12 protein-coding genes and 5 tRNA genes are annotated in these 13,897 nt (G+C 49.0%); 16 read left to right on the top strand and 1 reads right to left on the bottom strand.

Translation table 11 applies throughout. The features are described from left to right. The first annotated feature begins 7 nt into the window (after positions 1 to 7). From APAR_RS06090 to ispF, 4 genes are all read left to right on the top strand, one after another. The gene (locus APAR_RS06090; protein WP_012809270.1) at positions 8 to 2,638 is read left to right on the top strand and encodes an ATP-dependent Clp protease ATP-binding subunit; all 2,631 of its coding nucleotides are present in this window, start codon (positions 8 to 10) and stop codon (positions 2,636 to 2,638) included. A 233-nt stretch (positions 2,639 to 2,871) separates the two neighbouring features. After that, a complete protein-coding gene (gene disA / locus APAR_RS06085) occupies positions 2,872 to 3,951 on the top strand; it encodes a DNA integrity scanning diadenylate cyclase DisA (protein WP_012809269.1) in 1,080 nt (359 codons plus the stop codon). Beyond that, positions 3,951 to 4,754, top strand: coding sequence for a 2-C-methyl-D-erythritol 4-phosphate cytidylyltransferase (gene ispD, locus APAR_RS06080; protein WP_143714136.1), 804 nt, complete (start codon positions 3,951 to 3,953; stop codon positions 4,752 to 4,754). The genes disA and ispD overlap by 1 nt, the downstream gene beginning before the upstream one ends. A gap of 2 nt (positions 4,755 to 4,756) precedes the next feature. Next, positions 4,757 to 5,242, top strand: a complete 486-nt coding sequence (gene ispF / locus APAR_RS06075; protein ID WP_012809267.1) for a 2-C-methyl-D-erythritol 2,4-cyclodiphosphate synthase — start codon at positions 4,757 to 4,759, stop codon at positions 5,240 to 5,242. 4 nt (positions 5,243 to 5,246) lie between these two features. Here the strand turns inward: ispF and APAR_RS06070 are convergent, their stop codons facing one another. Then, complete coding sequence (locus APAR_RS06070; RefSeq protein WP_012809266.1) at positions 5,247 to 6,887, bottom strand: ATP-binding cassette domain-containing protein; 1,641 nt, start codon at positions 6,885 to 6,887, stop codon at positions 5,247 to 5,249. Between the two features lie 243 nt (positions 6,888 to 7,130). Here APAR_RS06070 and cysS point away from each other — a divergent pair, with 243 nt between their 5' ends. The 12 genes from cysS (at position 7,131) to nusG (ending at position 13,873) form a co-directional block, all read left to right on the top strand. Then, positions 7,131 to 8,612, top strand: a complete 1,482-nt coding sequence (gene cysS / locus APAR_RS06065) for a cysteine--tRNA ligase (RefSeq protein WP_012809265.1) — start codon at positions 7,131 to 7,133, stop codon at positions 8,610 to 8,612. Between the two features lie 2 nt (positions 8,613 to 8,614). Further along, positions 8,615 to 9,631: a 23S rRNA (guanosine(2251)-2'-O)-methyltransferase RlmB gene (gene rlmB / locus APAR_RS06060; protein ID WP_012809264.1), complete on the top strand. Its 1,017-nt coding sequence runs from the start codon at positions 8,615 to 8,617 to the stop codon at positions 9,629 to 9,631. A 3-nt stretch (positions 9,632 to 9,634) separates the two neighbouring features. Continuing rightward, positions 9,635 to 10,213: an NYN domain-containing protein gene (locus APAR_RS06055; RefSeq protein WP_012809263.1), complete on the top strand. Its 579-nt coding sequence runs from the start codon at positions 9,635 to 9,637 to the stop codon at positions 10,211 to 10,213. Positions 10,214 to 10,560: 347 nt separating this feature from the next. Further along, a tRNA-Thr gene (locus tag APAR_RS06050) sits at positions 10,561 to 10,636 on the top strand. A 259-nt stretch (positions 10,637 to 10,895) separates the two neighbouring features. Next, positions 10,896 to 10,979, top strand: a tRNA-Tyr gene (locus tag APAR_RS06045). A 1-nt stretch (position 10,980) separates the two neighbouring features. Next, a tRNA-Thr gene (locus APAR_RS06040) sits at positions 10,981 to 11,056 on the top strand. A 19-nt stretch (positions 11,057 to 11,075) separates the two neighbouring features. Next, positions 11,076 to 11,152 (top strand) — tRNA-Met (locus APAR_RS06035). A 105-nt stretch (positions 11,153 to 11,257) separates the two neighbouring features. Next, a complete protein-coding gene (gene tuf / locus APAR_RS06030; protein WP_012809262.1) occupies positions 11,258 to 12,463 on the top strand; it encodes an elongation factor Tu in 1,206 nt (401 codons plus the stop codon). A 184-nt stretch (positions 12,464 to 12,647) separates the two neighbouring features. Next, positions 12,648 to 12,797 (top strand): 50S ribosomal protein L33, encoded by a 150-nt coding sequence (gene rpmG, locus APAR_RS06025; RefSeq protein WP_012809261.1) that lies wholly within the window; start codon positions 12,648 to 12,650, stop codon positions 12,795 to 12,797. Positions 12,798 to 12,815: 18 nt separating this feature from the next. Next, positions 12,816 to 12,891: transfer RNA gene (locus tag APAR_RS06020), tRNA-Trp, on the top strand. Positions 12,892 to 12,961: 70 nt separating this feature from the next. Next, positions 12,962 to 13,324, top strand: a complete 363-nt coding sequence (secE, locus tag APAR_RS06015) for a preprotein translocase subunit SecE (RefSeq protein ID WP_012809260.1) — start codon at positions 12,962 to 12,964, stop codon at positions 13,322 to 13,324. 3 nt (positions 13,325 to 13,327) lie between these two features. Beyond that, positions 13,328 to 13,873, top strand: a complete 546-nt coding sequence (gene nusG / locus APAR_RS06010; protein ID WP_012809259.1) for a transcription termination/antitermination protein NusG — start codon at positions 13,328 to 13,330, stop codon at positions 13,871 to 13,873. Positions 13,874 to 13,897 lie beyond the last annotated feature (24 nt).

Raw genomic sequence — 13,897 nt, 5'->3', positions numbered from 1 at the left:
TCAGCACATGTTTGATAAATTCACTGACAGAGCGCGTAAAGTCATGAGCTTGGCTCAGGACGAAGCTCGCGGTCTAGGCCAGATGTATGTTGGTACCGAGCACCTGCTACTTGCTCTCATCAAAGAGGGGGAGGGCATTGCTGCTCAGGCTTTGGCTAAGCTGGAGGTCTCATATGATGAGGCCCTAGCAACTGTAAAAGAGCTTACTACTGGCGCAGGAGACCCTATTCCTGGCGGCCACATTCCGTTTACTCCTCGCGCAAAACGCGTGCTTGAGGACGCATACAGAGAAACCATGACCCATGGTCAAAGTTATATTGCAACGGAGCACTTGCTTTTGGGCATTGTGTCCGAGGGTAACGGTCGCGCTATGGATGCCCTGCGTACCATGGGTGTCTCGGGTGACGCGGTAAGAAACGCCGTTGATGAGCTGGTTGCTCAGACTCCAGAAGACGCGCCTGCTGGTCCTCACATGGCAGAACCTCGCATTGAGGGTGGCATCTTTGGCATACCTGTTGGTGCTGGTCAGATGCATCCTAACGCAAACGATGACGCTTCCATGCTGGAACAGTTTGGTCGCAACCTTACTAAGCTTGCCGCAGATAAAAAGCTTGATCCTGTCATTGGTCGTGACCGCGAGATTGAGCGTGTCATGCAGGTTCTTGCACGCCGTCAGAAGAACAACCCGCTTATTCTGGGAGATCCTGGCGTTGGCAAGACTGCCATTGTTGAGGGCCTGGCTCAGCTCATTGCTTCTGGCAACGTCCCTGATATTCTGCGCGGAAAGCAGGTTTGGACGCTTGATTTAGCAAGTCTGGTAGCTGGCTCTAAGTATCGCGGTGAGTTCGAAGACCGTATGAAGAAGGTTGTTGCTGAGCTGGAGAAATCCAAGAACGACATCCTCTTTATTGACGAGATTCACACCGTCATTGGCGCAGGCTCTGCAGAGGGCTCTATAGATGCCGCTTCCATTCTTAAGCCACCACTGTCTCGTGGAGAAATTCAGGTCATCGGTGCAACTACGGCAGAAGAGTACCGTAAACATGTCGAGAAGGACGCTGCATTTGAAAGGCGTTTCCAGCCTGTCAATATTGGCGAGCCAAACAATGACGACACCATTTCTATCATCCACGGTCTTCAGGACCGCTACGAGAAGCACCACCATGTTCACTACACCGAGGCTGCTATCAAGGCTGCCGTTGCGCTTTCTAGCCGCTACATCCAGGATCGTTTCTTGCCAGACAAGGCTATTGATGTCCTTGATGAGGCCGGCGCTCGCGCACGCATCCACAAGATGAGCCTTCCACCAGAGATTGCCCAGGTAGACGCAGACCTTCTCCGCGTTCGTACTGAGAAGTCCGAGGCAGCTAGTGCTCAGGAGTTTGAGCAGGCAGCTCGTCTGCGTGACCAGGAGAAATCCCTGGTAGCAGAGAGGGACCGCTTAGAGACTGAATGGCGTGAGCAGCTAGACAAGAACATCGTTACCGTTGACGAGGACGACATTGCAAAGGTTGTCTCTGGCATTACTGGTGTTCCTGTTTCTAACCTCACCGAGACTGAGGCTTCAAGGCTGCTTCGCACAGAAGATATCCTTCACAAGCGCGTTGTTGGTCAGGACGAGGCAGTTGTTAAGGTTGCAAAGGCAATCCGTAGAAGCCGCAGTCCTCTCAAAGACCCTAAGCGACCTGGTGGCTCCTTCATCTTCCTAGGTCCTTCCGGTGTAGGTAAGACCGAGCTTGCAAAGGCTCTAGCAGAGTTTTTGTTTGGCTCCGAAGATGCCCTGCTTTCTTACGATATGTCCGAATACATGGAGCGTCACACCGTAGCTAAGCTGGTTGGCGCACCTCCAGGATATGTGGGCTATGATGAGGGTGGCGAGCTTACCAAGGCGGTTCGTAGGCGTCCATACTCTGTCTTGCTCTTCGACGAGATTGAGAAGGCACATCCAGACGTCTTCAACATTTTGCTTCAGATTCTGGACGAGGGTCGCTTGACTGACGGTCAAGGTCGCCACGTGGACTTCTCCAATACTGTTGTCATTATGACATCTAACATTGGTGCTCGCGAGATTGCCCGCACCAACACTATGGGTTTCTCGTCAGAGGGTTCTAAGGGTCTGTCTGACAAAGAGATTACCAGCCGCGTTATGTCTGAGCTCAAGCGTGGATTCCGCCCAGAGTTTTTGAACCGCGTGGACGAGATTGTTGTCTTCAAGTCGCTCTCTGCCGAGCAGCTTCGTGGCATTGTTGACCTCATGGTTCTTGAGCTGCGCGACCGCCTGATTGCCAACGGCATGTCCATTGAGCTTACCGAGGCTGCAAAGGATCTGATTGCCAAAGATGGTACCGATCCTGTCTATGGTGCTCGTCCGCTGCGTCGTACCATTCAGTCGATGATTGAAGATCCACTGTCTGAGGAGCTTCTTTCTGGACAGTGGGTTGCAGGTGACATTGTTGCTGTTGATGTTGATGCTGAGGGCAAGAAGCTTGTGTTTACCAAGACTACAGGCGTCATCCCTGAGCCTCGTAAAAAAGAGACAATGGCGCAGCTTGATCAGATGGATGTCAGCATGGGGCCATCCTCGCTGCCACAGGGTAGTGCGGGCAGCTCGTCTGATTTGATGTCTTCTGCTGAGTAAGTTAGTTTTGACCCGAGGTTCTGCCTCGGGTCTTTTTGTATCGCAGCTAAAACGTGTAGTTCTTTTGGCGAGAAACCCGTCGAGAAACCTGTCGATAAATTCGTCTTCTCAAAACCGTCACTACACTCACCGGCAACAAAACCGTATACTTAAAATAGTGAAATAAATTGAAGCCGTAAACGTACAAAAACGCAAAACGCAGCCTTTAAGCTGCAAGTAATTGAGGGAGAGCTATGGAGCCAACGCAACTTGATCCAAGCATGATGGAAAATGAGGACCGTATTGCTACAGCTCTGAAGATGACTGCTCCTGGAACAGCGCTTCGCGTTGCACTGGATATGATTATCGCCGGTCGTCTGGGTGCCCTTATTTGTGTAGGCGATACAGAAAATGTCCTTGCTGCAGGTGGAGATGGTTTCAAACTTGATGTTTCCTTCACGGCAAACCGACTGTTTGAGCTTTGTAAGATGGATGGCGCCGTTGTGGTGGACAAAGACCTCACCAGAATTCTTCGCGCCAATTTCCACCTTAATCCTGATGCAACGCTTCCAACTGCAGAAACAGGCACTCGTCACCGTACTGCTGCTCGCATGAGCTTGCTCACCAAGTCAATTGTGATTGCAGTGTCTTCTCGCCGTTCGTTGATTTCAGTCTATGTTGATGGTCACGTTATTCCGTTGAAGTCTGTACCAGCCATTATGTCCACCGTCAATCAGCTTTCGGTTGCTATGCAAAATACGCGCCAGCAGCTTGATCGTGCGCTTTTGCGCCTGACTGCGCTTGAGCTTGATAACTATGTCACTCTGGGAGATGTAGCAGGTATTTTTTATCTCTTTGAGGTTCTTATGAGTGCAGCTGATCAACTTGATGCCTGTCTTTTGGAGCTGGGTAGCGAGGGCAAAACCACCGCTATGCAGCGTGAGGAATATTTGGGTGGCATTGATGAGGCCTACAATTTGATGATTCGCGACTACGCCGTAGATTCTTCTGCTGAAGAAGCGCGCGCCATTCGCCGCCGTTTCCATGAGACGGCCAACACTGAACTCCGCTCTGCAGAAAGCGTCGGCCAGATTCTTGGCTACTCCGATGGTCGCGGAGAAGATGCGTCCATGGAACCTCTGGGCTTGCGTACACTTTCCCGCGTTCACGTAGTCAACGATGAGATTGCAGCCAGAATTGTTGATGCCTACGATAACCTGCAGCAGCTGCTTCACGTTGCAGAAAATGATACGTCTAGCCTCAAATCTCTGGGTGTCGAGAACCCCGGTGCACTTGCTAACAGTCTCCGCAGAATGTGGGGTAAGTCAGAATAATGACTGCAAGCAGTACCTGCGCAAAGGTTGTGTCAAAGCCACGCCCTTTTCGCCTTTCAGCACATGGAGCAAAAGCCGATACTGTTGCCGTAATTGTGGCTGGCGGCATTGGCGAGCGCTTTGGCTATCCCGACGGCAAGCAATTTATTTCTGTCTGCGGTCTTCCGTTGATGAGCTGGTCAATCCTTGCGTTTGATCACGCTCCAAGCGTGGCTCACATTGTGATTGCTTGCTCTGACGAGAAACGCGCTGCAGTTCAAGAGGATGTTCTGGGTAAGCTTGTGCTCCACAAGCCCATTCACTTTGCAACGTCTGGCAACACCAGGCAGGATTCGGTTTACAATGCGCTTCAGGTAGTGCCTGCTGGATACAATTTTATTTCTGTTCACGATGCGGTTCGTCCGCTTATTGAGGTAGAGACAATCGAGCAGGTTATTAGCACGGTTCGCAAGTCTCCTAAGATTGCAGGAGCAATTTTGGCTCATCGTGCAACAGATACGTTGAAGCGCGTAGACGGCGCAACCATTGTAGATACGCCTGATCGCTCAACTTTTTGGGCTGCTCAGACCCCTCAAGTGTTCAAGACACGCACGCTCCTTGAAGCCCATGAAGTGGCTCGCCAGGAAGGCTATCAGGGAACCGATGACTCATCGTTAGTTGAACGATTGGGACTTACGGTGCTGTGCGTTGAGTCGCAACGAGAAAACGTGAAGGTCACGTATCCGTCTGATTTTGCAATTGTTGAGGCTACGCTCAGCCGTCGCCTGGTAGAAGGCGCAACTGGAAGTGGGGCTGTAGAGTGAGTATGCCGGAGCTTAAAATTGGTCACGGATATGATGTTCATCGCTTGGTAGAAGGTAGAAAGCTTATCCTTGGCGGTGTTGAAATTCCGCATGAAAAGGGTCTTCTCGGTCACTCTGATGCCGATGTTTTGGCTCATGCGCTTATGGATGCCCTGCTAGGAGCTATGCGTGCTGGCGATATTGGTCAGCTCTTTCCAGATACAGACCCTGCTTATGAAGGCGCTGATTCTATGGTGCTTCTATCTCATGTCATGCAGCTTGTTCGTGATAAGGGCTTTGAACTTGTGGACTGTGATTGCACCGTTGCAGCTCAAGCGCCTAAGTTGCTTCCTTATCGTGAGGCTATGAGAAACCGTATGGCTGAGGTCATGGGTGTTACACCAGATAAAGTTGGCGTAAAAGCAACTACCACTGAAGGCCTTGGCTTTGTGGGTCAACAAGAAGGCATTGCTGCCTGGGCAGTTGTCCTGCTGGGACGTAGTGCGTAATAAATTACAGCTCTACGATATGGTCGGCTGCTTCCACCACTTTAGGATCATGAGATATGAGAAGTATTATGTGGTCTTTCTTGACCTTCTTTAGAAGATTAAGAAGAACCTCAACACTTTTTTGATCTAATGCAGAAGTTGGTTCGTCAAGCAACATTACACTTGGATTCATAAGCATCATGCGGATAATTGCAATCTTTTGTTTTTCTCCACCAGAGATTGCAGAGCTTCGTTCATTGAGACGAACGTCAAGATTTTGATCATCACCAAGCAGCAATTTTTCCAAATTGAACAGCTTGATATAGTTGATTATCTCTTCATCTTTCGGCTGATTTTTGCAGAGCAAGGTCAAATTATTTCTTACCGTATCGTCAACAATGCTTGGCTCTTGTTCAGTAAATCCAAGAGTGTTTTTTCGAAGTTCATATTGATTTATTTGAGCTAGTAAGTCCTCATTAATGGCAATGTCACCTGATAGGTGAGAAGACCACTCTCCGTTAATGAGTTTCAGAAAAGTAGATTTGCCTGTACCGTTTCCACCTGTAATGGCGTATATATTTCCTTTTACAAAATCACAAGACAAGTTGTTCATCAGTACTTTATTTGTATGTGGATAAGAAAAAGATACATTTGTGCAGGTAATTTGATTGACGTTGTCTGATGGAATGATGTTTCCAACGGGTTCTTGAGGTAAATCTAGAATCTGCTCAATTCGATTGATGCTTACCGTAATGCTTTGATAAGCCATACCAAATTCCATGAGAAGAGTGATGGAACCTAAGAGTGTTACAAAATAGCTTGAAATGGTTGCAATATAACCAGGTTGCAGCGCTCCAAGAAAGATTTGATACGCACAAGTAATAAATACAATGGCTTGGAATACGGCAATTACAGCATTGTTTAACTCCTGTACACCAAACTCCAGTTTGTATTGTTGATTAATAGCATTACGAAGTTTTTGATTAAGGACATAGTGCTGATTAAAGAAACGCTCAAAAAGAGAATGACGTCTGATGAAATCAACATCAGTAAATTGTGAGAGTTCTACTGATCCATATTGAGATCTCAGCTCTTTAGATTCTCTGTATCTTTTATAGGCTGATGCTTGAATCTGCTTATAGATAATGTAGCTAATCAATAACAGAGCAGCCGTTACAAGAGCAGTTAATGGGTTCAAATATAAAATTATCGCAAGAGTTCCTAAGACGGAGATAATAGTTGTTGCAAAGCTCACACATTGTGTAAGTATAAAAATGGAAACATCATTAGCGTCATTATTTACTGTCTGACGATAATGTCCGGAATCATATGACGAGAAAAACGATGGATCGGCGTGTTGGATCTTATCGATGAGCTGTCGCTCAATAGTAAAGGCAGAGTCAATTTGTAATTGACAATAGCGCGTTTTAGCAAGATAGGAGCAGCTGGCAATAAGGATTCCTAGTGCAGCAATTACGGCACAATAGAAAATTATTTCGTTCCAAGTTGTTCCTGCAATAAAAAGATTAATCACAAATCCAACAAGAAGCGGTTGAATTACAGTAAGCGCTGTAACAAAAAATGACAGAAAGAGAAAGACTGCAAGACTGCCTTTATCCAGAATGGTAGATATACAGTAGTGAATAATGTTAAAAAACTTACTCATTCAAATCACCTTCTAAAGTTGGTAAGAGCAAGATTTCTTTTGTCTTCTAGTCTTTTGTAGTTCTATCTCAAAATATAAACTCTTTAAATTTTGTTCATAAAGTTTAATGCAACAAAAAAACAATCTAGTGTTAGTTCGTAAATGGTAACAAAATTGAATTTTGATTGATGGGATATGGAAGTTAAAGGTTTTCCATAAACCGTTTATACTTACACCAATACACAATGGTTGCGAGGAGTATGTATGCTTGTCTATAACACTCAGACGCATAAAAAAGAAGAGTTTAAGCCAATCGATGAAGGCAAAATCCGCATGTACGTATGCGGTCCTACGGTCTACGACCAGATTCATATCGGAAATGCCCGTACGTTCCTCTCGTTTGACGTTATTCGACGTTATCTGATGTATAAAGGTTTTGAGGTTACGTTTGCTCAGAATCTGACCGATGTTGATGACAAGATTATTCAGCGCGCCAACGAGCAGGGAAGGACTGCTCAAGAGGTCTCTGAAGAGTTTTCTCAGGCGTTTATCAAGCAGATGCATCGCTTCAATATACTGGATCCAGATATTCGTCCTCGCGCAACGCATGAGATTGAAGCCATGCTCCAGATGATTCAATCTTTGATTGAGCAGGGTTACGCTTACGCGGTGCCTTCGGGCGACGTGTATTTCTCGGTTCGTTCTGACCACGACTATGGTGTGCTTTCTGGCCGCGATCTTGATCAGCTTCGCGCAGGTGAGCGTGTTGAGGTTAATGACGAGAAACGCGATCCATTTGACTTTGCACTCTGGAAGGCTGCTAAGCCTGGTGAGCCTAGCTGGTCAAGCCCATGGGGAGAAGGTCGTCCAGGTTGGCACAGTGAGTGCTGTGCGATGATTCATCGCTATTTAGGCACTCCAATTGATATTCATGGTGGTGGCTCTGACCTGGTATTCCCTCACCATGAGAACGAGACCGCACAGGCATCTTGCGCCTGGCATGCTCCTCTCGCTAATTATTGGATGCACACCGGAATGCTGCGTGTTGACGGTGAGAAGATGTCTAAGTCTTTGGGTAACTTCTATACGCTTAAGGAAGTTTTGGACAAGTATCCTGCAGATGCAGTACGACTTTTGATGCTTCAAACGCACTATCGCGCGCCACTTGATTTCTCGTTTGAACGCCTTGAAGGAACCGTTGGCACACTCGAGCGCATGAAGACCTGCGTTGCAAATCTTCGTTGGGCCTACAAGCAGTCTTCTGCTCAGCACGAGCTTTCTGACGCTGATCGTACGCTTGCTGAGGCAATTAACATAGCCCAGAGCGAGTTTGACGCTCAGATGGATGATGATTTCAATACCGCAGGAGCGCTTGCTGCCATCTTTGCGCTGGTAACTGCTGCAAATACCTATCTTGCAGAGGTTGGGCAGAACGTTGGCGCAAGCCCTGTTCTCCGTGCATCAGATATGTTGTGCGAGCTCACAGGAGCCTTGGGAATTGATTTGACCCAGGCGGCGTCTACTTCTGATTTACCAGAAGAGCTTGTAGCACTTGCCGCCCAGGTAGCAGCCTATGAAGGCTCTTCAGCTGACGAGGCCGCAGAGGTTTTGCTTGCTGCTCGTCAGGAAGCTCGTTCCCAGAAGAACTGGGCAGTTGCCGATCAAATTAGAGACGGCATTGCCGAGCTTGGACTTTTGATTGAAGATACCGCCGCTGGCGCTCGACTTAAGCGTAAGGCAGACTAACTATGGCAAGAAATCAGCGTTCTACCTCTAAAAATACTCGTTCCGGGGGTGCTGCAGGTCGCGGTGCTTCCAGTCGCGGTGCTTCCGGCCGCGGTGGAGCTACAGGTCGTGGCGGTTCTGCAGGTCGCGGCTCCAAGAAGGCTGCCGACTGGGGCGGTTATTTCGGCTCCAAGAATGGCAAGGGCTCTAAAGGTGGCCGCTCTGCACAAGGCGTACGCGCAGTTCAGGGTACTCGCGGACAGCGAGGAGCTGGCGCTGGACGTCCTGGCAACAAGAAGCCTGCAACTGATTTAATCGAAGGTCGTCGTGCAGTAGCAGAGGCGCTGACCGTTGGTATTCCGTTGAAGAATGCGCTGGTACAGGCTGCAAGTGGACAGAAGGACCAAGAGATTGAGGCTCTTGCTCGCCAGCTTGAGCAGGAGGGTATTCCTGTCGAGCGTGTTGCAAGGCCAGTGCTTGACTCGCTTTCAAGCCATGGTGCTCACCAGGGAGTTATTGTCCGTACGCAGCCTTTTGCCTACGCTGACCTCTCTGAAATTATCCAGCGCGCCGGTTCCGCAAATGCTCTTGTTGTAGTTCTTGATCACGTCACCGACGAAGGAAACTTTGGCGCAATTGTAAGAAGTGCCGAGGTAGTTGGTGCAGCTGGCGTTGTTATTGCAAATGCCCGCGCCGCCCGCGTTGGCGTTGGAGCATACAAGACGTCCGCAGGAGCCGTACTTCATTTGCCAATCGCTCAGGTTTCTAATTTGCCACGTGCGCTTGAAGAGCTTAAGGCCGCAGGTTTTTGGACATGTGGCTCTACCGAGCATGCTACCCAGTCCGTGTGGGAGGCTCCTATGGGAGGCCGCCTTGCACTTGTTATGGGTTCTGAAGGTTCAGGAATATCTCGCCTTATGCTCGAGAAGTGCGATTTTACGTGCAAACTTCCTCAGTTTGGCCAGGTAGAGTCTCTGAACGTTGCTCAGGCAACGACGGTTATGTGCTACGAGTGGCTCCGTAGGACCCAGGAAGCGTAAGGTATGGCTCAGAAAAAATCGCTGCTTGTGGTCGATGGCTATAACGTTATGCTAGCAACTCCTCGCTATGAGGCGTTGTTGAATGAGCGCGGTTCTTTTGCTCAAGAAACCGCTGCTGAGAGAGCCTATCACCTAAACAGCGATCCGTTTTATCGCGCTCGTTTGGCGCTCATTTCTGATGTTGCTACTTTTGCACAGGGCGCCTACGAGGCAGTTATTGTGTTTGATGGTAAGGGAAACGTAAACGACGAGCGCCCGGAGCGCAGTCATGCAGGCGTACAGCTGGTCTTCTCCGAAACGGGGGAGTCCGCAGATAGTGTTATCGAGCGCCTGGTTACAGAAGCGCGAGAGGCTGGTCGCAAAGTATTTCTGGTCACGTCGGATAGAGATATTCGTGCTACGGCCGGCTTTGGCCCCGGTGAGGTCACACGCATTGCCAGCGCCTCTCTTGTCCATGAGATTTCCCAGGCAGATAACGTTGTCGAAGAGATGCGCCGCGATCAGGTCAGTACGCGTATGACGCTAGAAGACCGCATTTCTCCAGAACAGCGCGAGAAACTCTGGAAGCTGTTGGGCAGATAGGTCGCTGCGCCTGATACGTCTAACTGACCTAACGCGCCAAACGCGCTAAACGCGCCTGATTGTTGCAAAGCCTGATTGCTGCAAAGATTCGGTGGATTTTGCCTAAAAATATCAAAGAATCTGTGGATTTGCCTGATTTCCTTAAAGAATCGGTGTCTCAAACACAGATTCTTTGCACTTTTAAGGCGCGTTGGGCTTGATCAGACAACATACTTGCGCTAAGCGTATTTCCATAGGAAGGAAAGTGCACCTACATGCCACATCACGCAATTTGTGGAGAAAAATTTCTAAAAAATTGGGACTAGACCAAAGCCAAAAAAGTCTATAAAATAACCTCTGCACTTAATGCCGCTATAGCTCAGCTGGTAGAGCAACTGACTTGTAATCAGTAGGTCCCGGGTTCGAAGCCTGGTGGCGGCACCACTTGAATTTTCAGCCAGGCATTGCCTGGCTTTTTTCTTACGTAAATTTTGTGATACTCGTGGAAGCACACGGGTATTTGTGGAAAATATTTGATAAGATACGCCTGGTTGGGTGGATTGCGTTGACAAGATTTTTATTCAATCGTAATATTTTCCCGCTTAAGAGGTAATACGGAAGATTAACTGGACTTCCTACGTGCGTTAAACCGCAAGGTAAACAGCGTACACAATTACTTCAAAAGTGCTTGAAAACGGCATTCGGGGATATGGCACAGCGGCAACTGCGGCGGACTGTAAATCCGCTCCCTCTGGGTTCCTTGGTTCGAGTCCAAGTATCCCCACCATGCCCGTGTAGCTCAGTAGGTAGAGCACTTCGTTGGTAACGAAGAGGTCACCGGTTCAAATCCGGTCGCGGGCTCCATTTTTCAAGTGGCATTTATGCCGGCGTAGCTCAGCTGGTTAGAGCACACGGCTCATACCCGTGACGTCACTGGTTCGAATCCAGTCGCCGGTACCAGATTCTTTACGGCGTATATGTCCTCGACATTTGCGCCGTTGAGTATAAACAGACGTTTTTCACCACGGTCTAGCCCGAGGGTTAGTTCCAGAAGGAGGATTGGCAATGGCCAAGGAAAAGTTTGACCGCTCTAAGCCACACGTAAACATCGGTACGATTGGTCACGTCGACCACGGTAAGACTACCCTTACTGCAGCAATCACCAAGGTTCTCTCTGAGACCGAGGGCTGCAAGGCAGACTTTACCGCCTTCGAGAATATCGATAAGGCTCCAGAGGAGCGTCAGCGTGGTATTACCATTTCTGTTGCTCACGTTGAGTATGAGACATGGAAGCGCCACTACGCTCACGTTGACTGCCCAGGTCACGCAGACTACATCAAGAACATGATTTCTGGTGCAGCTCAGATGGACGGTGCAATCCTCGTTATTGCTGCTACCGATGGTCCTATGGCTCAGACCCGCGAGCACATTCTTCTTGCACGTCAGGTTGGCGTTCCTTACATCATCGTCTTCCTGAACAAGTGCGATATGGTTGACGACGAGGAGCTCATTGACCTCGTTGAGATGGAGACCCGTGACCTTCTCTCCGAGTACGACTTCCCAGGTGACGATCTTCCAATCGTCCGTGGTTCCGCTCTCGGCGCTCTTAACGGAGAAGAGAAGTGGATGGATTCCGTCCGCGAGCTCATGCACACCGTTGATTCTTACATCCCAACACCTGCTCGTGACAACGAGAAGCCATTCCTGATGGCAATCGAGGACGTCATGACCATTTCTGGTCGTGGTACCGTTGCTACCGGCCGTGTTGAGCGCGGTGAGCTTAAGCTCAATGAGCCTGTTGAGATTGTTGGTATTAAGCCTACTCAGCAGTCTGTTGCTACTGGCATTGAGATGTTCCGTAAGACCATGGACTTCTGCGAGGCTGGCGACAACGTTGGTATTCTTCTTCGTGGTGTTAAGCGTGAGGATATCGAGCGCGGTCAGGTTCTCTGCAAGCCTGGTACAGTTACTCCACACAAGAAGTTCACCGGTGAGGTCTACGTTCTTACTAAGGAAGAGGGCGGCCGTCACACCCCATTCTTCTCTGGTTACCGTCCACAGTTCTACTTCCGTACAACTGACGTAACTGGCGACATCTACGAGCTCACCGATGCAAATGGTGGCAAGGTAGAGATGGCTATGCCTGGTGACCACATCACCGTTGGCTGCGAGCTTATTCACCCAATCGCTCTTGAGCAGGGTCTGAAGTTCGCTATCCGCGAGGGTGGCCACACCGTCGGCGATGGTCGTGTTTCCACCATCATTGAGTAACCACTTTTATAGTTACTATTTTGCCCGGCGTGCTTTTTGCGCGCCGGGTTTTTTGTCGAGAAAAAATATGTGAACGCCTAGAGTAATTAGAGAAAAGTATTGACATCTCTGGGTAGTGGGTGCTAACCTAGGCAACCGCGTTACATTTCGAGAATACATCTCGTGATCGTGTTCAGGAGGATTAATGCGTACACTCGTTACTCTCGCCTGCACTGAGTGCAAGCGTCGTAATTACACTACGGATAAGAACAAGTCCAACAACCCAGATCGTATGGAGTTGAAGAAGTACTGCCCATGGTGCCACAAGCACACAGTACATCGCGAGACTCGCTAGGCTAGGTGGTTTCGTTCTAGGCCAGTAGCTCCAATGGTAGAGCGGCGGTCTCCAAAACCGTTTGTTGAGGGTTCGAGTCCTTCCTGGCCTGCCAGATAACTTCACCGGCCTTCCCATACGGGTTGGCCGGTTTGTATGTAGGTAAACATCCAAGGGAGCGTAGGATGGCAAATAAGGAGCGCAATAAGAGGAGCGCACGTAAGGCTCGCGCAGAAGAGCGCGCTCAGCGTGAGGCCCTTCAGGCTGAGGCTACTTCTGAAGCTTCTGCTAAGGCTACCAAGGCCGAGGCAAAGAAGCAGGAGAAGTCTATTCAGCGTAATGCTAACCCTGGCTTCTTTGGTCGCCTGGGTGCTTATTTTGCAGGCGTTCGTACAGAAATGCACCGCGTCGTGTGGCCATCAAGCTCTGAGCTTGCTGGCTTCTCTGTAGCCGTAATTGCAACAATTGTTTTCTTTGGCTTGGTAACTTGGCTGGTTGATACTGGCATTGTTGCTGGTCTCGTCGCCTTTACTGGACTGAGGGGATAACCAATGGCTAAGCGCTGGTATGTAGTTCACACCTATTCAGGTTATGAAAACAAGGTAAAAACTGACCTTGAGCACCGTATTGAGACCTATGGTCTTGAGCGTGCTGTTGTTGATATTCAGATTCCTACTGAGGAAGTTACTGAAGTCAAGGACGGCGGTAAGCGCGAGACCAAAGAATCTAAGGTTTTCCCAGGCTATGTTCTTGTTCGCATGGAGCTGGATGACAATACGTGGGCTGTTGTTCGCAACACACCAGGTGTAACTGGTTTTGTTGGCATCGACGGTAAGCCAGTTCCTCTGCGTCGCGATGAGTTTGATAAGATTATGCGTCGTGGCGGCATGAAGACAGGTAGCCCTGTACCTAAGCGTACAGCAACCAATATTGAGGTCGGTCAGGCAATTCATGTTCTTTCAGGTCCTCTTGCTGACTTTGATGGCACTGTTTCTGAGGTCAATGCAGAGTCCGGCAAGATTAAGGTTATGCTCACCATCTTTGGTCGTGAGACTCCGGTTGAGCTTACCATGGACCAGATTTCCTTGATAGACTAGTAACTAACGGATTATCCCGCACTT

This window comes from Lancefieldella parvula DSM 20469 (genome assembly GCF_000024225.1).
GTDB classification, from domain to species: Bacteria; Actinomycetota; Coriobacteriia; order Coriobacteriales; family Atopobiaceae; genus Lancefieldella; species Lancefieldella parvula.
This window is presented reverse-complemented; position numbering and strand designations above follow the sequence as displayed.

Excerpts from the sequence above, each read along its gene's own strand:
- APAR_RS06090 (WP_012809270.1), top strand. The coding sequence starts at position 8 with ATGTTTGATAAATTCACTGACAGAGCGCGTAAAGTCATGAGCTTGGCT.
- disA (WP_012809269.1), top strand. The coding sequence starts at position 2,872 with ATGGAGCCAACGCAACTTGATCCAAGCATGATGGAAAATGAGGACCGT.
- ispD (WP_143714136.1), top strand. The coding sequence starts at position 3,951 with ATGACTGCAAGCAGTACCTGCGCAAAGGTTGTGTCAAAGCCACGCCCT.
- ispF (WP_012809267.1), top strand. The coding sequence starts at position 4,757 with ATGCCGGAGCTTAAAATTGGTCACGGATATGATGTTCATCGCTTGGTA.
- APAR_RS06070 (WP_012809266.1), bottom strand. The coding sequence starts at position 6,887 with ATGAGTAAGTTTTTTAACATTATTCACTACTGTATATCTACCATTCTG.
- cysS (WP_012809265.1), top strand. The coding sequence starts at position 7,131 with ATGCTTGTCTATAACACTCAGACGCATAAAAAAGAAGAGTTTAAGCCA.
- rlmB (WP_012809264.1), top strand. The coding sequence starts at position 8,615 with ATGGCAAGAAATCAGCGTTCTACCTCTAAAAATACTCGTTCCGGGGGT.
- APAR_RS06055 (WP_012809263.1), top strand. The coding sequence starts at position 9,635 with ATGGCTCAGAAAAAATCGCTGCTTGTGGTCGATGGCTATAACGTTATG.
- tuf (WP_012809262.1), top strand. The coding sequence starts at position 11,258 with ATGGCCAAGGAAAAGTTTGACCGCTCTAAGCCACACGTAAACATCGGT.
- rpmG (WP_012809261.1), top strand. The coding sequence starts at position 12,648 with ATGCGTACACTCGTTACTCTCGCCTGCACTGAGTGCAAGCGTCGTAAT.
- secE (WP_012809260.1), top strand. The coding sequence starts at position 12,962 with ATGGCAAATAAGGAGCGCAATAAGAGGAGCGCACGTAAGGCTCGCGCA.
- nusG (WP_012809259.1), top strand. The coding sequence starts at position 13,328 with ATGGCTAAGCGCTGGTATGTAGTTCACACCTATTCAGGTTATGAAAAC.